21 protein-coding genes are annotated in these 19,005 nt (G+C 70.3%); 10 read left to right on the forward strand and 11 right to left on the reverse strand.

From position 1 onward, the window contains the following. Nucleotides 1–83: 83 nt before the first annotated feature. Nucleotides 84–560 carry a glycoside hydrolase family 3 C-terminal domain-containing protein gene (locus tag KBX50_RS33760; protein ID WP_374224576.1) on the forward strand — a complete coding sequence of 159 codons (477 nt, stop codon included), beginning with the start codon at nucleotides 84–86 and terminating at the stop codon, nucleotides 558–560. On the opposite strand, the gene KBX50_RS33765 is transcribed toward KBX50_RS33760, so the two are convergent. Continuing rightward, on the reverse strand, nucleotides 470–922 hold the full coding sequence (locus tag KBX50_RS33765; RefSeq protein ID WP_374224565.1) for a winged helix-turn-helix transcriptional regulator: 453 nt from the start codon (nucleotides 920–922) through the stop codon (nucleotides 470–472). The two genes, KBX50_RS33760 and KBX50_RS33765, sit on opposite strands and share 91 nt — an antisense overlap. On the opposite strand from KBX50_RS33765, the gene KBX50_RS03040 reads away from it, so the two are divergent. Next, entirely contained in the window at nucleotides 909–1,571 is a 663-nt protein-coding gene (locus KBX50_RS03040; protein WP_307870817.1) for an NAD(P)-binding domain-containing protein, read from the forward strand. The two genes, KBX50_RS33765 and KBX50_RS03040, sit on opposite strands and share 14 nt — an antisense overlap. A gap of 107 nt (nucleotides 1,572–1,678) precedes the next feature. On the opposite strand, the gene KBX50_RS03045 is transcribed toward KBX50_RS03040, so the two are convergent. From KBX50_RS03045 to KBX50_RS03065, 5 genes are all read right to left on the reverse strand, one after another. Next, nucleotides 1,679–2,470, reverse strand: coding sequence for a hypothetical protein (locus tag KBX50_RS03045; protein WP_210934472.1), 792 nt, complete (start codon nucleotides 2,468–2,470; stop codon nucleotides 1,679–1,681). Nucleotides 2,471–2,595: 125 nt separating this feature from the next. Next, nucleotides 2,596–3,558: a hypothetical protein gene (locus tag KBX50_RS03050; protein ID WP_210934473.1), complete on the reverse strand. Its 963-nt coding sequence runs from the start codon at nucleotides 3,556–3,558 to the stop codon at nucleotides 2,596–2,598. A gap of 341 nt (nucleotides 3,559–3,899) precedes the next feature. Continuing rightward, on the reverse strand, nucleotides 3,900–4,649 hold the full coding sequence (locus tag KBX50_RS03055; protein WP_210934475.1) for an SDR family oxidoreductase: 750 nt from the start codon (nucleotides 4,647–4,649) through the stop codon (nucleotides 3,900–3,902). Beyond that, the gene (locus KBX50_RS33200; protein ID WP_210934477.1) at nucleotides 4,646–5,611 is read right to left on the reverse strand and encodes an AraC family transcriptional regulator; all 966 of its coding nucleotides are present in this window, start codon (nucleotides 5,609–5,611) and stop codon (nucleotides 4,646–4,648) included. The genes KBX50_RS03055 and KBX50_RS33200 overlap by 4 nt, the downstream gene beginning before the upstream one ends. Before the next feature lie 186 nt (nucleotides 5,612–5,797). Further along, the gene (locus KBX50_RS03065; RefSeq protein ID WP_210934479.1) at nucleotides 5,798–6,580 is read right to left on the reverse strand and encodes a transposase family protein; all 783 of its coding nucleotides are present in this window, start codon (nucleotides 6,578–6,580) and stop codon (nucleotides 5,798–5,800) included. A gap of 344 nt (nucleotides 6,581–6,924) precedes the next feature. On the opposite strand from KBX50_RS03065, the gene KBX50_RS03070 reads away from it, so the two are divergent. The 5 genes from KBX50_RS03070 to KBX50_RS03090 all read left to right on the forward strand — a co-directional run bounded on the left by KBX50_RS03070 (nucleotide 6,925) and on the right by KBX50_RS03090 (nucleotide 10,993). After that, entirely contained in the window at nucleotides 6,925–7,458 is a 534-nt protein-coding gene (locus KBX50_RS03070) for an RNA polymerase sigma factor (protein ID WP_374224566.1), read from the forward strand. Then, nucleotides 7,455–8,261: a zf-HC2 domain-containing protein gene (locus KBX50_RS03075; protein WP_307870818.1), complete on the forward strand. Its 807-nt coding sequence runs from the start codon at nucleotides 7,455–7,457 to the stop codon at nucleotides 8,259–8,261. The genes KBX50_RS03070 and KBX50_RS03075 overlap by 4 nt, the downstream gene beginning before the upstream one ends. Before the next feature lie 14 nt (nucleotides 8,262–8,275). Then, nucleotides 8,276–9,082 (forward strand): ABC transporter ATP-binding protein, encoded by an 807-nt coding sequence (locus KBX50_RS03080; protein WP_210934483.1) that lies wholly within the window; start codon nucleotides 8,276–8,278, stop codon nucleotides 9,080–9,082. Nucleotides 9,083–9,203: 121 nt separating this feature from the next. Continuing rightward, nucleotides 9,204–10,421: a hypothetical protein gene (locus KBX50_RS03085; RefSeq protein ID WP_210934485.1), complete on the forward strand. Its 1,218-nt coding sequence runs from the start codon at nucleotides 9,204–9,206 to the stop codon at nucleotides 10,419–10,421. After that, complete coding sequence (locus tag KBX50_RS03090; RefSeq protein WP_210934487.1) at nucleotides 10,418–10,993, forward strand: hypothetical protein; 576 nt, start codon at nucleotides 10,418–10,420, stop codon at nucleotides 10,991–10,993. Before KBX50_RS03085 ends, KBX50_RS03090 begins: the two co-directional genes overlap by 4 nt. 176 nt (nucleotides 10,994–11,169) lie before the next feature. Here the strand turns inward: KBX50_RS03090 and KBX50_RS03095 are convergent, their stop codons facing one another. Further along, the gene (locus KBX50_RS03095; RefSeq protein ID WP_210934489.1) at nucleotides 11,170–11,532 is read right to left on the reverse strand and encodes a hypothetical protein; all 363 of its coding nucleotides are present in this window, start codon (nucleotides 11,530–11,532) and stop codon (nucleotides 11,170–11,172) included. Nucleotides 11,533–11,895: 363 nt separating this feature from the next. Beyond that, on the reverse strand, nucleotides 11,896–12,078 hold the full coding sequence (locus tag KBX50_RS03100) for a hypothetical protein (RefSeq protein ID WP_210935161.1): 183 nt from the start codon (nucleotides 12,076–12,078) through the stop codon (nucleotides 11,896–11,898). Nucleotides 12,079–12,269: 191 nt separating this feature from the next. Between KBX50_RS03100 and KBX50_RS03105 the strand changes: the two genes are divergently transcribed. Then, a complete protein-coding gene (locus tag KBX50_RS03105) occupies nucleotides 12,270–12,962 on the forward strand; it encodes a response regulator transcription factor (RefSeq protein WP_374224567.1) in 693 nt (230 codons plus the stop codon). After that, complete coding sequence (locus KBX50_RS03110; RefSeq protein WP_210934493.1) at nucleotides 12,959–14,410, forward strand: HAMP domain-containing sensor histidine kinase; 1,452 nt, start codon at nucleotides 12,959–12,961, stop codon at nucleotides 14,408–14,410. Before KBX50_RS03105 ends, KBX50_RS03110 begins: the two co-directional genes overlap by 4 nt. A gap of 370 nt (nucleotides 14,411–14,780) precedes the next feature. Here KBX50_RS03110 and KBX50_RS03115 read toward each other — a convergent pair whose 3' ends face one another. From KBX50_RS03115 to KBX50_RS03125, 3 genes are read right to left on the reverse strand one after another with little or no spacing between them, the layout of a single operon-like run. Then, nucleotides 14,781–15,377: a DedA family protein gene (locus KBX50_RS03115; RefSeq protein WP_247673059.1), complete on the reverse strand. Its 597-nt coding sequence runs from the start codon at nucleotides 15,375–15,377 to the stop codon at nucleotides 14,781–14,783. Next, entirely contained in the window at nucleotides 15,368–16,015 is a 648-nt protein-coding gene (locus KBX50_RS03120; RefSeq protein WP_210934495.1) for a DUF998 domain-containing protein, read from the reverse strand. The genes KBX50_RS03115 and KBX50_RS03120 overlap by 10 nt, the downstream gene beginning before the upstream one ends. After that, nucleotides 16,012–17,772 carry a glycosyltransferase gene (locus tag KBX50_RS03125; RefSeq protein WP_210934497.1) on the reverse strand — a complete coding sequence of 587 codons (1,761 nt, stop codon included), beginning with the start codon at nucleotides 17,770–17,772 and terminating at the stop codon, nucleotides 16,012–16,014. Before KBX50_RS03125 ends, KBX50_RS03120 begins: the two co-directional genes overlap by 4 nt. A 538-nt stretch (nucleotides 17,773–18,310) precedes the next feature. On the opposite strand from KBX50_RS03125, the gene KBX50_RS32615 reads away from it, so the two are divergent. Next, nucleotides 18,311–18,976 (forward strand): response regulator transcription factor, encoded by a 666-nt coding sequence (locus tag KBX50_RS32615; protein ID WP_307870849.1) that lies wholly within the window; start codon nucleotides 18,311–18,313, stop codon nucleotides 18,974–18,976. Nucleotides 18,977–19,005: the final 29 nt, after the last annotated feature.

The following is a 19,005-nucleotide window of genomic DNA, read 5'->3' on the forward strand; positions in this document are numbered from 1 at the left end:
TCGGCTGCGTTGCGATTAGATCTCCCTATCGGAAGCTATCCGGGTGCCGATCACCGGGCAAGGTGCGTAGCGCACCAGTGGGCATGCATTCCTCACGGCTGTATTCCGTTTCTGTCGGGGTGACGTATCGTGCAGCACGGCGGCCGTTGGTAGACCGCAGCCGCCACGATCGATCCGGGGGAGGATGCGGTCGCCACCCTTTGGTCGGCGACGTCTCGCCCGGCGGCAAGCTTCCGTTCACGTGGCCGCGCACGGTCGGGCAGGTGCCCATGACGTACGCGCACACGACCTCGGATGAGCCGCAGAACCAGGGCCGTTACTGGGCCGAGGAGAGCACTCCGCTGTACCCGTTCGGCTTCGAGTTGGGCTACGGCCGGTTGTCTACTCGGCTCTGGTCCTCGATCGGCGGGAGCGCTGCGTACGTGGTCTCGACGGAGTGTGATCGTTTAGCCGGCCTCGTCGATTCCGGCTATGTGAGCTCGGCTTGGTGGTCCGCAGCCCATTGGGCGAGGTATGCGAGGGGTCCGTTCGCGAACGACTCGCCCAGTGGGGAGAGCTGATAGACCACGCCGCCGCGCCCTGACGGCGGCTCGGCACCGGGCACTCTCGTGAGAAGGGCCCGTGCTTGTAGGCGACGCAGTGACTGAGTCAGCACCTTGTCGCTGACGCCTCCGATCCGTACAAGCAGGTCGTTGCGGCGTGTCGGTCCCAGTCGCAGGGCGGAAAGCACAACCGGATCCCAAGCGTGGTTGATGAGTTCGGCTGCCGCTCGCACGTGGCAGTCCGAGACGAACGTCTGGCAGTTCTCCTCGATCACGAAGCCAGTGTCGCATCGGTCGCCTACCAGTTGGTAGGAGCCGTCTTCGTAGCGTTGCCGGCACCACCGCTTCGCGATGAAGGAGACCGCTGTGAACATAGGCATTGTGGGTACCGGCAACCTGGCCGAGACGTTGGGCCGAGCCTGGGCCAGCGCGGGTCACTCGTTGTTGGTAACGGGGCGCAACCCGCAGCACGCCATCGAGGCCGCCGGCCGGATCGGTCGCACCGCAGGCGCAGCCGACCCCGCCGACTTCGCATCTCAGGTCGACGTGGTGGTGGTAGCGGTTGCCTGGGACGGGCTGGAGGCGGCACTGGCCCTCGTCGGCGCCGGCGAGGGGTCGTTGGCGGGCAAGACCGTCATCGACTGTACGAACCCGGTCGACTACGCCACCGGCGAGCTGAAGCCGGCGTCTGGCTCGGCAGCTGAACTCGTGGCCCGCACGGCTGCCGGTGCGCACGTCGTGAAGGCGCTGCACCTGTTCGCGGGAGGCTCCTGGCCATACGTCGGGCCACCGGACGAGTCCCCGGTTGTGGCCGTCTGCGGCGACGAGCCCAGCGCCCTCGATCACACCACGGCATTGATCGGAGATCTCGGCGGTCGCGTCGGTGTGGTCGGTGAGCTGACCAGCGCCCGGCAGTTGGAGGAGGCAGCCGGATTCGTCATGAGGATCGTCGGCTCCGGTCACAATCCCAGGTTCGCCGTCCCGAACGTGGATCCGGCACTCCTGCGAGCCCCACAAACGACCAACTGAATGCGATCCTTCCTGACGCCCAAGCCGCCTTGGCTCAAGGCAGAGCGCTGGCCAACTTGGTGGTCGTCAAAGACGGAGGGGATCCGTCCCTGAAGGCTGAGGAGCCGTCAGGCGTCGTACCGGAAGTGTGCCGGCGGACCGCCCTCCGGGCAGGCCCGGCGGGGCGTCTGCGCACATTCGATCCAATGGTCGCCGCCCGGGGGTACCTGGTAGGTCCGGGGCCCGGTCGCTGCGGTCGTGACGAAGCTCCGGCCCCGGTTGGTCACCTCGACCCGCTTTCGTTTCCCAGCGACCACCAGGTCGAGTTCGAGAGTCCACTCCACCGTGCCGGCGGTGAACGCGGTCAGGTCGAACACCTCGGTCTCGCCCTTGGCGAGGGTGAACCCGAACAGTGGCCTGCGCCCCTCAATCAGGGTGCGGTAGCGGGCGGCCGGCTGGGGAGCGTCCAGGTCCATCTCGACGTCCCGTGGTTCGGCGGCTCCCTGCTGGCCGCCGCAGCGCAGTTGCACACCGGCCGGTTCCGGAGTTTGGCTGCGCCGGATCACGCGGGCACGCAGGTTGTCGATCAGCACCCCCTGGTCGCCGGCGGCCTGCACGACGACGCGTACCCGGCTCACCTTGTGATCGACCGCGCCGAGGGCGCGCGCCCAGTCGATCAGCGTCGCGCAGCCCACCGGTGGATCATCGGAGGGCCGGGCGTCCTTCGGCAGCACCATGGCGAACTCAGCGGTGCCCCAGGTGTCCACGGTAGCCGGATTCGCCACGACGTGTACCGCGATGACCTGCGGGTCCAGATGCTCAACCCACCTGGGAACATAGATGCTCGTGACGGCACCGACGAGGGCGGCTACCGCAGTGCCCAGCACGAACCACCAGGCCCGATGTAGCGATCCCAGCACCCGGCGCAGCCGCGGTACAGGCTGATCGCCGCCTGGGTTGTCCTGCGCTGCCGGACGCCTGCCCCGGACTACCTTCTTCCGGTCCGGACCGCTGGTGCCGCGCCGCCGTTTCGATTTGCCGCCGCTCACGACCCGGACCCCTGCCACGAACCCGCCAGCTTGCCGTCCGGGACCGACCAGACGTGGCCGTACCCCGGGCCGGCCAGCAGCCAGCCGCCGTCTTCGGTGAACTCCAGCTTGGTGGGGTTCACGGCCGGTTCGGCTCCAGGGGGCACGGCCGGCACCTTCCAGTGTCCAACCTCCTGGGGAGGGCCCGGATCCCAGAGCACCACTTCGTCGTTCAGGGTCAGAAATGCCACGTGCCGAGCCTGCCGGTCCACTGTGCTGGTCAGGGTGCTACCGCAGGCGCAGGGCCGCCACTGGAATGTCTGCTCGTCTGGCACCCAAACGAGGAAGCCTTCTTGACCCGCGATCACCACCCGCTTTCCGCCGTTGACTACGGCCAGCCCTGACACGTACAAGATGACACCCGGATCGCTCGGGACCTCGATGCTCGACGGAAGCGGCGAGACGATCTCATGGCGACTGTGCAGATCGTGGAGCCAGTAGCGACTGTTGTCCCGTTCATCGAACAGTTCGACCACCAGGTGGCCGCTGTCGGCCGAGAAGCGTAACCTGCCGGCGCGCGGCTGGGGTGCGCCCTCCGGCCGCTTTACCTCCTCGGGCAGGGGCAGCGCCCTGGGGTCCTTCGTGGTGAAGTCGTAGAGGACCACCGAGTCCGGTAGTCCGACCGCAAGGTATCGCCCGTTGGGCGAGAAGTCCATGCTGATCCGGGCGTCTTCGGCGCCGGTGCCGAACCGGTCGAACTCGGCACCGTCGGCGGTGGAGACGACCACCCAGTCGCCGGCCAGCCGGGCCTGATACTTGCCGTCCCGGGTGAGCTGGGCGCCGGCGAGACTCCGACGGGCCAGGTCGAACTCAGGACCGGGCGGCGCCGCACTGCTGACCGTCGGCTCGACGATCTGATCGGTGCCGTCCAATCGGGTCGGCTCCGGTTCGGTGGTGCAGCCGGCAAGCAGCAGACTCACCAGGCCGGCGAGCACGGTCCGTGTTGGCCAGGCTCTCGCCGCCGCCCGGCATGCCGACGGCGCCGCACCCGGGGGATGACGCCGACCCGCTGGCGCGCCGGCCCGCTCGGACAGCCGGAGCGGGTGGCGCGGGTCGCAACTCGCCGCTGTCTGCCACAGCACCAGATCGTCTCCCGTGATCCACTATGGCCACCGGTTCCGCTCGGGCATTCTATCCTTTGGCGGCGATTCGCAGGCCCGCGACGTGGACGATCTCCGCACGCCGGTGCAGTGGGCTTCTACCGGGAGCAGGCTCTGGACCCGTGCGCGTGGCCGGTCGGCTAGCGGGTCCGGCGGCCGGGTCAGCCGTTCCGTAGGACGCGGTAGCCGAGCGTGGGTGAGAGCCGCATGATCGTGCGTAGGAGCTTGGTCCTGCCGACGTAGAGCTCGTCGCCGCCGCGGCGCATGCCGTCGAGCACCGCTGTCGCCGCCTGACTCGCGCTGATCTTGCCGCGGCCACGCCCGTGCGTCATATCGGTGTCGACGAGGGCCATGACCGCATCGATCACCCTCACGTTCGGGGCTGCGTCCTGACACTGGTAGCGAAGCGCACGGGTGAAGGTGCGCACACCCGCCTTGGTCGCGCAGTAGACCGGTGCCGACCGTTTGGGCGCCAGTGCCAGCCCGGTGGAGACGTTCACGATCGCTGCGGAGGGCTGCCGGCGCAAGTGTGGCAACAGGCCGGTGGACAGCGCGATGACGGCGTCGAGATTGACGGCGACCTCGCGACGCACGGCCGGCCGCAGGGAATGCGGGTCGGCACCGAGGAAGTCAGTGAGTGTCTGCACGCCGGCATTGTTGATCACCACCGAGAGAGTGGGGTGTCGGTCGGTGACCTCGCCGATGAAGGCATCGACCGCGTCGGGGTCGGCCAGGTCGACCGCCCAGGGGTGGACGCGGCCGTCATGCTCGGCCTCGAGCGCGGCGAGCTGGCCGTAGTCGCGTCCGACCGCCACCACCTGTGCTCTACATTCGACAAGCTGCCGAGTGAGCTCTCGGCCGATGCCCCTGGCACCGCCTGTGACAAGAGTCGTTCTGCCTGCGAGGTTCATCGCCCCGCCTCCTTTACTCGCGCGGATTGGTGGTCCCGGTTGCCGAGGTGAGGCTGGGAGGTCGGGCGGGCGAACGCCGCTCGGTACGCTGCCGGCGTCATGGCGGTCCGGCGCCGGAACTCGCGGGTGAAGTGTGGTTGGTCGGCGTAGCCGCAGGCGAAACCGACCACGCCGAGCGAGTGTCCGGCGTTCATCAGGAGGTCGGCGGCGGCCTCGGCGCGCGCGGCGGCGAGCAGCACGGCGAAGCCGCCCTCGGCCTGCAGCCGGCGTTGCAGGCTGCGTGGCGCCATGCCCAGCTCGGTGGCCAGGCAACCCAACGTCCAGCGGTGGGCGAGGTTGCCGGCGAGCAGACGCCGGGTCCGGGCTGCCACGTCGGTTCCGGTGACCGGCCGATCCGCCCTTGCCGTCGGCGCGAGCGATGACCATGCGAAGTGCCAGACCGCGGTGGCGTGACCGGGCGGTGGGGCGGTGAAGACCCCGTCGGCGTACACGATCAGCGCCTGGCGTGGGTCGAGCGCGACCCTTACCTCGCGCGCACCGATCGCCGCCAGCAACGCTGTCAGCACGCCGAGGATCAGCGCATCCTCGGCGGGCTCGGGCGGAGCTCCGGGTGTCCCGACGTGCTCGGCGACGAGGTGGGACGGGCCCGCCTCGCGCACCACGACCCGGTGGCGCGAGTGGGTGAAACGCTCCAGCCGGCCCCACCGCGCAAAGAGGTCGTCGGGGGTCCTGGCGGCCGCAAGCGCCATCAGGGCCGGATCCGGCGGCAGCCGCGGCAGGAACAGGCCCACGCGCAGCAGTGGCAGCAGTCCGTGGGCCTGCGCTATGCCGGCCAGGAGCTGGCGCTTCGCCTCGAGCGGCATCAGCGGACCACCCGACGGGTATGCCGGGACCGCGATCGCCTCCTCGGCGAGCGCGCGCCGCACCGTTGCGATCAGGACCGCGCTCGCGAACTCGTCCACCGGCTCCTCGTCCCATTTCCCAAACTGTCTTGGGGAAGGCTATGCCGGCAGCGACCGGACGTCTTGAACAATGACGCCAGCTGTGCGACGCAAAGGTCCATCCCGGGCTGTCTCTGGTGCCGCGGCCTCGACTGCCGAAATCCACAGCCCACAAAGGCTGGAGTTGGCGTGGCTATTGAGCCTTTTTCATCCTGTGTAGCGGTTGGATTCGGTGTGGTGCAGGACGAGGATGGCCTGCACGATCGCGGTGGCTCGGCGTGGGCAGCAGCGCAGCTTGGCGAGGATCTTCCAGGTCTTGAGCGTGGCAATCGCTCGCTCACCGCGGGCGCGGATCTTCGCGTGGGCGCGGTTCACGGCTTTCTGCCTGCGTGACAGCTTCGGCCGGAAGCGGCGCCGCTTGAACGGGGTACGCACGCTGCCGTGGGCGCCCTGATAGCCCTTGTCCGCGAAGGTCATCACGTGTGCACTGGTCAGCGCGTCGATGATGCCGTGCGTGCGGGCAGCGGTCAGGTCGTGAGCCGATCCGGGTAGCGCGGGCGATGCCCAGACGAGGCGGCCCGCTGCGTCGGCGATGACCTGCACGTTCACGCCGTGGCGTTTGTGTTTTCCCGAGTAGTAGGGCTTCTGGTCGGCGATCCGGTCGATCGGGATCAGGGTGCCGTCCAGGATCGCGTACGCCAGCATGCGGATGCGTTTCATCGCGGTGGCCAGGTCGTCGGCGGATGCCGCGAGCAGGGCGGTCGCTTCCTGCACGTAGCGCCAGGCGGTGGCGACGCCGATCGCGAACCCGCAGGCCAGCCGGGTGTATGTGTCGCCGTTACGTAGATGGGCAAGGGCGAGTAGTGCCTGGCGTCCCGCGTCGAGGCGCCGCCACCTGGATCGTTGCTGGTTACGGTGCTGGCGGATGCGGTCGGCGAGGTGGTTGAGGGTCCGGCTGGACAACGAGATCGTGGACGGGTAAGACAGCACAGGCGAGGCTCCCGGTCGGGGCATCGGGTTTTGGTCGATTTGCTGTCTTACCTGGAGCCTCGCCCTCATCGATCCCGGGGCTACGCACACCTCCTCTGACCTGCAGGGTCAGGATGAAAAGGGCTCATTACTCGATCACCTCGGGCACGTCAGGGAGTGGGTGTGGCTGTGTTCTCCCGCCGGAGATCAGCAGGATGTACGTGCCCCGCTGCCGACGTGGCATCCCCCGGCGTGGTTATCAACGCCACTCCTGCGTGCTGCGAGCAGCCTCGACAGCCGAGATCGGCGGCTACGCTGGTGCCCGTGACGAGAACCTGATCTTGGTGGTCGGCGTCTGTATGGACGTGAGGGAAGACGAAGGGGAGTTGCTGCGGCGGATCGCGCGTGGCGACGGCGCGGCGTTCGACGAACTGTACCGCCGGACGTCTCCGTGGTTGCTCATTCGTCTCCGCCGTCGCTGCGCGGACGACGACCTGATCGCCGATGTCATCCAGGAGACGTATCTCGCGGTGTGGCGGGCCGCCGACTCCTACGCGGGTATGAGCGCCGGTAGCGCGGTCGGCTGGCTGTGGTCGATCGCCGCGCGGCGGCTCGTCGACGGGTTTCGGCGACGCGCGAGGGATTCTCAGGCGGTGCCGCTGCCGCTGGCCCTGGAGGACTCGCCGGCGGCGGAGGATGTGGTGCTGGCCGACGCGATCGGCGACGACATGGGTGATGCTCTGCGCCGGCTGGCGCCCGAGCTGCGCCAGGTGCTGCACGCACTGGTGTTGGACGGACTATCGGTCCGGGAGACCGCGCTCATGCTCGGTCTTCCGGAGGGAACCGTGAAAACTCGCGCCCGTCGCGCGCGACTGGCACTGCGGGAGGCGTTGTCGTGAACGCACACATCCCGGTCCGGGCATTGGGCCGCTATGCCGCCGGTGATCCGGGCATCGCCACGGATGTCCTGTGGGCGATAGAGACGCACCTGGAGCAATGTGCCGACTGCCGGAGTCAGCTGGCGGACGCCAGCGACGGTGACACGATGGCGCTGTTGGCCGCCGTCTGGGTGAAGGTGGACGCTGCGAAGTCCGCCGCCGAGCCGGCGACTGTCCGGCGCCGGTGGATGCCTGCCCGGTCCGCCCGGTGGGTGACGCCCGTGCTGGTTCCCTGGCTCGTGACGACGGTGCTGGTGGTGCTGGTCGCGCTCGGGTTCGACCTGGCGGCCGCCGGCCGAGGTGCGGCACCGCCGTCGCTGGTGGTGCTCCTGGCTCCGGTCGCGCCGCTCCTCGGGGTCGCCACCGCCTGGACCCGGCGGCTCGATCCGGCCCACGAACTGGTCGTCGCGACCGCCCGGGCCGGCCTCGGGATGGTGCTGCGACGAACCCTGGTCGTGCTCGTGGTGGTGATCCCGGTGCTGGCGGTGGCCGGTTGGGTGGTTGGCACATCCCCGGCGCGCTGGTTGATGCCCTGCCTGGCGTTCACGGCGTGTGCGCTGGCGCTCGGCAAGGTGGTCGGCCTGCCGAGGGCGGCGTGGGGCCTGGCGTTGCTCTGGGCCACCGTGGTCGTCGGACCGAGCATCGTCACGGCCCGGCTGCCGGTACTGCTGACCGAGGCCGCCCTGCCGGGCTGGGCGGCGCTGACCGTGGTGGTGGCTCTCGTCCTCCTGCCTCGTCGCAGTGGTTATGCGGAGCTCCGATGAGAAGAAGGTACGGAATGAGGAAAGGGATCAGTGCCGCGCTCCTGGCACCGACGACATACGCGTGGGCGATCCGGGCGGTGGAGCTTCGGGTGCGAGCGGGCAGGCGCCTTGCCGTCGATGGCCTCGACCTGTCGATGGGCAACGGCGTGCACGGGCTGCTCGGACCCAACGGTGCCGGCAAGACGACGCTGATGCGGGCGCTCGCGACCGTGTCGCGTCCAGCTGGCGGCGTGCTCGAACTACTCGGTCACCCCGTGCACGCACGACCCGACCTGCGGACGTTGCGCCGGTCGATCGGCTACCTTCCGCAGGAATTCGGGTTCTACGGCCGGTTCACGGTGCGGGAGTTCGTCGAATACCTCGCCTGGCTGAAGGAGGTGCCGGCGCACGACATCCCGGACGCGGTCCAGCGTGCGTTGGAACGCGTGGGCCTGGCCGAGCGTGGCGACTCACGCATGAAGACGCTGTCCGGTGGGATGGTACGACGGGCCGGCATCGCGCAGGCGATCGTCAACGACCCGGAGATCCTGCTGCTGGACGAGCCCACGGTAGGTCTCGATCCCGAGCAGCGGCTGGCCTTCCGCTCGCTGCTGCGCGAACTGGGCGAGGACACCTGTGTCGTCGTCTCCACCCACCTGGTGGAGGACGTGGTCGCTGCCTGCACGAACGTGGTGCTGATGGATGCCGGTCGGCTGGTGTTCGACGGTGGTCCGGCGGATCTGGTGGAACTGGGCCGCGAGGGGGTGGGCGACAGTTCGGCCGAACGCGGGTACACCGAGCTGTTGCGCCGGCATCGCGCGGCGGGGGAGCGCACCGCATGACCAGGAGGATCATGCGCATCGAGATTCATCGGTCGGTGGCGCCCTGGACGGCCCTGGGCGCCGCGCTGGTCGGTATCGCCCTGCTCTATGTCGCCCTTAACGGTTGGGGGGGGGACGCTGGATGCTGCTGGCGCTCTGGCAGCGGGAGTACCTGTTCATCCTCTGGCCCATGGCACTCGGCCTGGGCGCGTGGCAGGCCGGCCGCGACCGCCGCTGCCGCACCGAGGAACTGGTCGCGGCGACCGCCCGTCCGCGGTGGCAGCGGGTGCTGCCGGCAGCCACGGCGATGGCGCTCGCCGGGGCCGCCGGCTACGTCCTGATGTACGTCGGCGGCGCGGCCCAGGTCGCGGCGTATGCGAGCTATCTGCCGGGGCAGTCCATCGTGATAGCCGGTGTCGGTGTGCTGTGGATGGTGTCCGGCGTCTGGCTGGGCATGACCGTCGGCGCGCTCGTCCCGTTCCGCCTGACCCCACCCGTCACCGCCGTCGTCGGTGCCACCGTGGCGCTCGTCGCCATCACCGACCGGGGGTACGCCCACGTGCCGAAGATCGTTCATCTGCTGACTCCGTCACCGTTCGGGTTCTGGGGCGACTTCGTGACGGTGCTGGGCAGAGTCAGCGTCGCCCACACCGTCTGGCTGGTCGGCCTGGCGGTGAGCGCGCTCGCCAGCTTCCTCTGCGGCACCCGGACCGCCCGGATGGCGGCGGCCCTGCCCGCCGTGGTGGCGGCCGTGGTGGCCCTGGCGATACTCCCCGACGGACGGCAGCGGCTGCCGGTGCCCGATGCGGCCGCCGCCGCGCTGGTCTGCAGCGCCGGACCGGGGCCAGAGGTGTGTGTCACCCGGGTTCACGCCAGCGCGCTGGCGGAGCTGCGGGATCCGGCGCGGCAGGCGCTCGCGACGTTGTCGGCGAAGCTCCCGCAGGCACCGACCTCGGTCCACGAAATCCCCGAATCCTGGTACGAGACCCAGCCGACACCACGACCGAGGGATGTGCTGCTCGTGGAACTCGAGCTCGCGCCATGGGGTGGTGCGAAGGCAACTCCTGACGAGTTGCGGTGGCGTCTCCTCGACGGGGCGGGCACCCGGCCGTGTGCGTACACCATCGGAAAACCCGACGCGGCCTGGGCGAACCGCGTCGCGCGGCTGGCCGCGGCCGCCTGGCTGGCCGACAGTGCGCCACCGGACGGCCCGGACCGCGACGCGGCGCGTCAGACGTGGCAGGCACTTCGCGCGTTCCCGGCGGCCGAGCAGCGGGACCGCGTCGCCGCGCTGCGGAGGGCGGCGCTGGCCTGCACCGAGGTGAACCTGCTCGACCTTCTGGTCGGTGACCCCCCATGAGATGGCTCACCTTGTACCTGCGGTGCCGGGGCGTCCCCGCCGCCGCCGGGGCGGCGGCGGCCGGCGTACTCGTGTTGTGGTGGCTGGGCCAGACGGCCGAGGAGCCGCGACTGAGGCTCGCGGTCGCGTTGTTGTCGACGCTCGTCGCCACCGTCGCGTTCGGGCCCGGGCTTGTCGACGCCGATCCCGCGTTGGAGCGGACGGCATCCCTCCCGTGGCCGCCCCGCCGCGCCGCGCACGTCCTGGCGGTGATGGCCACCGCGACACTCATCGCCGCAGCGCCGGCGCTGACCGGCGAACCGCTGGCGACGGCGGCGCTGATGATCCGGAACACCGCCGGGCTCGGTGGGCTCCTCGCCGTCGGAGCAGTCTGGGGTGCGCAGTGGGCCTGGCTTTTCCCGGTCGGGTGGACACTCGTGGTGATCCTGTCCGGGCCGGCGAGCGGGCACCTGTACCAGGAGATCCTGACCTGGATGCTGCAGCCGGCCGCCACCACCTCGGCCGCTGCCTGCGCCGCGACCATCGCCGTCGTCGGCGTGGTCACCCACGCCGTTCTCGGGGGTCGCCGGTGAGCACCCGTCCCGGCGGATCACCGAATCGCCCCGGCCTGACCCGGAGCACGGCCGTCACTGTTCCGACCGATGGGGAGCGCCGCCGGACCTGCTACCGGCGGCGGAGCAGGGCCGGCAGGCCGCCGATCGCGGCGAGTGTAGGCCCCTGCCAGTTCGGATCGGTGTTTGTCAGCGCGTCAACCTGAACGTGGGTGGACCCGGCAGTTGGTGTGGAGGTATCGGGCAGCGCCGTCGGTGCAGTCGTAGATCGCGACCGTCTGGGTGTCCTCCAACGGGTCGGCCGGCGGCATCAGGAAATGTGTCTGGCTAACCGGGAGGAACTCGTAGCTGATGCGGTCTGGTTTCTGGAGGAATTCGGCATGCATCGGGTCGAGGACCAGGGTCAGGCACAACCTGCCACCGTCGGCGGACACCTCGTACCGGGTGCCGGGGCGCTCGTAGACGCCTTCGTACCTGGCCAGGTCGAGGTGCAGCGTCGGGTCCGGTGCGGGCAGGTCCGGGATGGTGACCGCGCTCGACTGGTCCCGGGACCGCCTCACCGCCGCCCTGGAGGCGATCCAACTTCACCCGGCCATCGCCGATCCGCTCGTCCTGCGGACCATCGAGCCCCAGAGCTACACCATCACCACCAGACCGGACCGCCTCAGCCCGGCGCAACGCCAAGCCCTCGAAGACGTGAGCCACCCGCCGCGTGGCCACCGACGGTGAGCGGCTTGCCCTTGCCGGTGGTCAGCCCTTCAGTGCTGAGCATGTCGGCGAGCGCGGCCCTGGTGTGGGTGGCGGATCACCCTTCAGCGCCGCGTGCGGCGAGCGACGGCCAGTTCGTCGGTGGCGCCAACGTGCCAGCGCACCGCGCGGTCGCCAACGCAGCTTCCGCCGCGGTCAACGCCGGGGCGGTTCAGTCAGCGGCGTTTGCCTAGCCGGGCCGTGACCTCTCGCAACTTGCGCTGGTTTGACGGCTTGCTGACCTCTTGGCGGCCACGCTCCATCAACTGCCGCCCGCGTGGGCTGCGCAGGAAATCCCTGACCCGTCGAATAATGGCAGACATCTCGAGCTCCTCCAGAGTTTCGATCGTCTTGGTCATACCCAGCATGGCCGGGTACTACTCACCTGCTCGCCTACGCCCCGTCCAGCCCTTGAGGGGGCGGTTCGTGCGCGTGGGTGTTGGCCAGTGCGTGTAAGAGCGCACGGTCCCCAGCGACGTTCTAATCCTGGCCTCAGCTTGATCGGGGACGATGAGCAGCAAGGCATCGACTGGAAGGGGGGCGGGGCGGCGTGCGGATCATGATCGCGGATGATGACCCGGCAATCCGTGCGTCGCTGGAGCGGGTGCTCCAGGTCGAGGGTTACGACACCAGCACCGTCGCCAACGGTCTCGCCGTGCTCGACGAGGTCGGTGGGGCCGGCGATGACACGCTGGATCTGCTGATCCTCGACGTGATGATGCCGCGCCTGGGCGGGTTGGAGACCTGCCGGCGGTTGCGGACCGCGGGTCGGGATCTGCCGGTGCTGATGCTGACCGCCCGTGACCAGGTCTCCGACCGGGTCGCAGGGCTGGACGCGGGCGCCGACGACTACCTGCCCAAGCCGTTCGCCACCGAGGAGTTGCTGGCCCGGGTGCGGGCCCTGCTGCGCCGGCGCACGCCGGGCAACGGCGAGTCGCAGATCCTGTCGTTCGCCGATGTCCGGCTCGATCCCGACAGGTTCGAGGCGTGGCGGGGTGGGCGGCCCCTGCGCCTGACCCGGACCGAGTTCTCTCTCTTGGCGGTCCTCGTGCGCAACGCGACCCGGGTGTTGACCCGCGACGCGCTGTTCGAGGCGATCTGGGGCTTCGACATGAGCGCCACCGCCAACAACCTCCAGGTGTACGTGAGCTACCTGCGCCGCAAGATGGAGGCCGAGGGTGAGCCACGATTGATCTACACACTGCGCGGCCTGGGATACACGTTGCGGGAGACTCCTCCGTGAGCAGGCCCGCCGGCCGGGAACCGCGCCGGCTGACCCGATGGTGGCGCCGGCGGTCGCTGCGGACCAGGCTGACGGTGATCGCGGCGACGGCCATCGCCGTCAGCGTGTTCCTGGCCTTCCAGGTATCCAGCGAGCTGCTGGACTGGCAGCTGCGGGACAGCGCCGAGAATCAGTTGCGCGCCGACTCCCGCGTCCTGGCGGCGACCGCGGAGCGCGCCGGTCTGGCGCAGGTTCCGCTACCGCCGTATCCCGGGTCCGGTCCGCTGGTGCGGGTCATCCTGCCCGACGGTTCGACCCGGACGCCGGCCGGCCAACCCGCGCTGCCCCCGGTCAGCGAGCACGCCGGGCGCGTGGCGCAGGGCGGTTTGGCCGACCTGATGGAGTCGAACGACAGCGATGAGGACGGCTACCTCATTTACACGCTCCGGGCGGGCGACGGCGCGGTTCAGGTGGCCCGCGTCGTCGACGACAGCCCGATCAACCAGTTCGGGTTCGGTATGCTGCTGATCGGATTGCTCTGCGTGGTCGGCGGCGCCCTTGTCGGGCGGACCGTGGCGCGGACCGGGCTGGCACCGATCGACCGGCTGACCGCCGCAGCGGAACGTGTCGCGCACACCCGGAGTCTCGACGCCCACATCCCGGATGAAGGCGGTGGGGAGATCCGGCGGCTGATCCAGTCGATCAACGACATGCTCGCCGCGCTCCGGGACTCCCGGCAGGCCCAGCGGCTGCTCGCCGAGGACGCCGCCCACGAGCTCAAGACCCCGCTCACCAGCCTGCGCCTCAACGTCGAGCTGCTGATCCGGCTCGATCGGCGCGGCACCCTGGACGGCGCACTGCCGGCGGAGAGCCTGACCCGGCTGCTCAACGATGTCGGCGCCCAGGTGGCCGAGTTGAGCACCCTTGCCGCCGAGCTGACCGACCTCGCCCGCGGTGACGTCAGCGACGAAAACACCGAACTGCTCGACCTCGCCGACGTGGTGGTGGCCGCCGTGACCCGGGCGCGTTCCCGCGTACCCGACATCGAGATTGCGCTCGACGTGACCTCCGTGTGGGTGAGCGGCCGTGCCGCTGCGCTCCAGCGGGCGGTGCTCAACCTCATCGACAACGCCGGCAAGTGGTCTCCCGCGGATCAGCCGGTCCAGGTCCGGCTCCGTGCCGAGGACGCGTCGGCGGTGCTCGAGGTCGACGACGCCGGGCCGGGCATCGACGCCGCCGACGTACCGCGGGTGTTCGACCGGTTCTACCGCGCCGACAGCGCCCGGGGGTTGCCGGGATCCGGTCTCGGGCTGTCGATCGTGCGGCGGGTCGTCGACGCCCACGGCGGCCGGGCCATCGTCGCCCGCTCCGCACGCGGTGGGGCGCTGCTCCGGGTCGACCTTCCGGCCGCGACCCCGCCCGCCCCGATCGCGCGCCGCGTCGCCGGAGAGGACAGCGCGGTGCGCTGACCCGCCCCCGCTCCGGCGGCGCGGCCTAGGACAAGGGACGGCGGCCCTCGGGGATGGCCCCGCGGGATGGCGCCAGATCGCCTGTGGAAGCACCACGAGCATCGCTGGTGACAGCGTCAGCATGGCCACCAGTGCGCACAGGATGCCGGCCGCACCGATCGGGGGCGCAACCCGCTGGTGCTATTCAGGTCGGTGACGAGCAGGCGGAGCATGCCGGCGGTCGCGTTGCTGCGGACGCGGCGATGGTCGGCGCCGCGCCACGTAGCGCGTGGACCACGGTGCCGAAGCCCTTGACGAGGAGGTGGACGATCCCCGGGCTCGTCTGCCTCTGGGCCTGGAGGAAACGCGGGCATCGCATTGCCCGACGACGTCATCCGGCCGCGGTCGCCGCTCGGTGGCGGCGCAACACGTAGCGGACCACTTCGCCGAGCGCGGTGATGGACAGGGCGAGACCGAGGCCGACCGCCAGGCCCAGCGTCGGATTGGATTCGAAGGCGGCGCCGCCGAGGTAGCCGACCAGGCCGGAATAGCCGGCCCAGGTGACGGCGGCGAGGGCGGTGAACGGGGTGAAGCGGGCAAGCGGGTAGCCGGTGGCGCCGCTGGCGGTCACGATCGCGGTGCGGCCGCCGGGGACGAACCGGGCCGCGATGATCAGGGCGCCGCCCCGGCGGTGCAGGTGCGGGGCGATCCTGTCGGCGGTGCGGATCAGGCGACCGCCCGAATGGCGCTCGCGCAACAAGCGCCCGATGAGGTGGCCGATGTGATCACCGACGAAGGCGCCCAGCGCGGCGAGCACGATGATCAGCGGAAGCGACGTGATGCCCGACACGGCGAAGACCGCCGCCGCGATGACGACCGACTCCGACGGCAGGAACGGCAGGAACGCGTCGAGGATCGACAGCGCGAGGATCGCCAGGTAGATGGCCGGAGAGGTCATCGCGTTCTCGATCATGGCCATCAGGTCCATCGGGACCGCTCCTCCCCGTCGAGCACCCAGGCGCAGAGGCCGACTACGACGAGCACGAGTGCCAGCAGAACCCGTTCGGCCAGGCCTGCGAACGGGAGACGGCCGTGGCCGAGCAGCACCGCCGGCCCGTTCATCGCCGCGAACGCGACGCACGCGGCGAACGCGGACCACCCGGCCGCGCGCAGCCAGCGGATCCGGGCCGGGTCGGCCCCGCGCCCGGCACGCTTGGCGATGAGCAGGGCGAAAAGCGGTGGCAGCGCCGCCATCAGCGCCGCCCCGAAGCGATGCACCGCGGCGGCGACGTCCGGTTCGGTCCCCGGCAGGTTCGTGGGGAACACCACCACCGCGACCAGGGACACGCACCACACCGACAGCAGTACGGTGAGGGGCCAGGCTGGTGGCAGCACGCGCCGGGCGCCGGCCAGGAGCCATGCGCCGGCTGTCGCGAGCCCGCACGCCGCCAGGGCCAGCAGGACGGCGCCCGGCGGCGTCCGGATCGATTCGCTGACCATCTGGTCCACCGGGTCGACGTCGCCGACCAGCAGCAGGCCCGCCCCGGCCGCCGTGCCCAGGCCCAGGCTCAACTGGACGTTGCGATACCAGCGGGAGGTGCCCGCTCGAACGATCGTCGCTGTCATGCGGCGACCTCGGCGGGCGCCGGCGACTCACGGGCCGGACGGATCCGGTAGAGCTGCTCGAACGCGGACACCGTGCGGGTCTGGTCGTGTTGCTCGGCCACGGCACGAGCCCGGTGCCCCAGCTCGTCCGCGTGTTTCGGGTCGCAGAGCACGGTGAGCAGTCGCTCGGCGAGCACGACAACGTCGCCGGGCGGGAACAGGTAGCCGGTCTCCTTGTCCCGTACGAGGTGGGGCAGAGCTGCGGCATCGGCGCCGATCACGGGCCTTCCGCTGGCCATCGCCTCGAGCGTGACCAGGCTCTGCAGCTCGGCGGTACCCGCGTTGACGAAGACCGCCGACGCCGCGTACGCGGAGGGAAGGTCCTCGTCAGGGATGAAGCCGGTGAACGTGACATGCTCGGCGACGCCCAGTTCCCCGGCGAGCGACCGCAGCGCCCGGCCCTCGGATCCGGTGCCGACCAGGAGCAACTGGACATCGAGGGAGCGCCGCACCAGCGCGAATGCCCGCATCACGACGTCGAGGTTCTTCTCGGCGTCGAGCCGGCCCACGTACGTGATGGTGGGCTTGTGCGCGAGGCTGTAGGCCCATCGGAATTCGGCTGCGGGCGCCTGCTCACGGAAGCGGGTGAGGTCGATGCCGCACGAAATGGGCAGGACCGGCCCGGACACACCGGAGACGACGGCGAGCGCGGCGGCGTACGGGGTCGGAGCCGTGACGATGTCTGCCTTGGCGAACACCCGGGCGGCGTCGCGCCATGCCCACTCGTGCGCCCTCGTCCGGCCAGCGTTGCCGATGGGCAGGTAATGGATCAGGTTCTCGGGCATGAAGTGGTTGGTGGCGATGACGAACAGGTCGCGCTCGTGCGCCGTGTCGACAAGCGCCCGGCACAGCGGGAAATGGCTCTGCACGTGCACCACATCGGGCCGGATCTCGTCGAGGATCCGGCGGGCTGCCGCGCGCAGCCCCAGTGGCGGACAGAACCGGAAACGTGAGTGGCCCGGCACCGGCAAGGAACGCACGCGGTGCTCGACGACGCCGTCGCTGGACATGCCGGCATGGTTGCGGGTGTCCGTCGATGGCGCGACAACGTGCACCTCGTGCCGAGCGGTCAGTGCCACGGCCAGGCGCTGGGCGAAGTAGGACGCCCCGTTGACGTGAGGGGCGTAGGTGTCGGCACCGATGAGGATGCGCATGGGACGAACTACCTTTCGTCGGTGGTATCGCTTCATGACGAGGTGAAAGACAGCGACCGGCACGGCGACGGCCGCGGTGAGCAGGAAGATGCCGCCGGGCAGTGCGAGCAGGCCGGACAGCTGGCTGCCGAACAGAGCGCCGAGACCGATCAGCACCAGGCCGCGTACGGCGGCGGTGGCCCCCACCCAGGCGGCGAATCTCCGGTACGGGAGCCCGGCGAGCCCCGCCGACACGAACGCCGGGAGGGCGAAGACGTCGACGAGCTTGGCGGTGATCACCAGCCGAGGCAGTGACATCCCGGCCAGCCGGTCGAGCAGCGCCGTCGCCTTGAGCCTGCTCAGTAGGGACGCCACCCAGGGCCGCCGGGCCGACCGGCCGACGAGGTAGAGCAGGCTGTCGCCCACCACCTCGGCCAGCGCGACGATCACCCAGATCGGCCAGAACGCCGCAGCGCCGGCGCCGACCAGGGTGCCCGCAGTGATCGTCGCCGCCGGCCCCTCGATGAGCACGAAGAGACCGAGCACCAGGTAGGGGTGCTCGAGCACGGCCTGTGTCAGATCCATGCCGAGAAGCTTTGGCCGAAGGTTCCGTACCGGTCGTCCCTCCGCGGGGCCGACCGATGTAGCTCCGTGGTACGGAGTCCGATCACCGACCGCGGCAGCCACCGGCCTGCCAACCCACCGGCTGGCGCTTGCCCGGGCGGCGCTGCGTTGACTGCCATCACTAGCCCCCTACTGCGGGTTACGTCGCTTGTCTGAGGCCTAGTGGTACCGAGCGAATCTGAGGCGACCGTTAATGCGGCGCTCAGGCCGGGTGGCCGGACCAGCTGCCCAGCGCCACGCACAAGCTGGTGGCGGAGGGAGAGATCACCCCGGTCCACTCCGACGTGTGGGAGCACGACGTCGGCGGCATGCGCACCGTACGTCAGTGTTTCTAACAGTCGTCTCAGGTCCGCTCGGTAGGAAAGTAGGCATCGCCGAGCGACCCGGGTCTCGGCCCCGCCTGCATGGCCGGACCCGCCGCGCCCCTCGGCGGCACGGTCAGCGCCGGCGCCGCACCGGACGGCGGCTGGATCGTGCGCGCGAACCGGAAAGGCGGCCAATCGTGATCACTGTGCTCGTGGTGGAGGCCCAGCCGCTGCAACGCGTCGGGTTTCGCATGCTGCTGGAGAGCACCCCCGACACTGAGATCGTCGGCGAGGCCGAGAACTGCGCCGAGGCCATTCGATGGACCACCGAGCTGCATCCCGACGTGGTCCTGATGAACATCCGCAGGAAGGGCGTCGACGGCATCGAGGCCACCCGGCGCATCGTCGCCGTCGGCGGACGTTCGCGGATCCTGGTGCTGACGTTCGACGCGGACCGGTACGCGCTCGCCGCGCTGCGGGCCGGAGCGAGCGGTTTCCTACTCCAGGACACCCGCCCGGAGGAGCTGCTCGCCGGCATCCGGGCCGTCGCCGCCGGGGACACGGTGATCGCGCCGGCGTTGACTCGGCGGCTGCTCGACGCGTTCGCCGACCGAATCGACGATGACCTCCGCGGGCCCGTGCGACAGGATCCCCGGCTGGACTCCCTGACCGAACGCGAGCGCGAGGTCTTCGTCGCCATCGGCCACGGCCTCACCAACGGCGAGATCGCGCAACGGTTCACGCTGTCGGAGTCGACGGTGAAGACCCACGTCGGGCGGGTCCTCGCCAAGATCGGCGCACGGGACCGGATCCAGGCCGTCACCCTCGCCTACGACCTGCGACTCACCCGGCCGATTTGACGCTTCATCTCGCGCGTCCGTCGGGAGCG

The sequence above is a fragment of the Micromonospora sp. C51 genome (assembly GCF_018070435.1).
GTDB classification, from domain to species: Bacteria; Actinomycetota; Actinomycetes; order Mycobacteriales; family Micromonosporaceae; genus Micromonospora; species Micromonospora sediminimaris.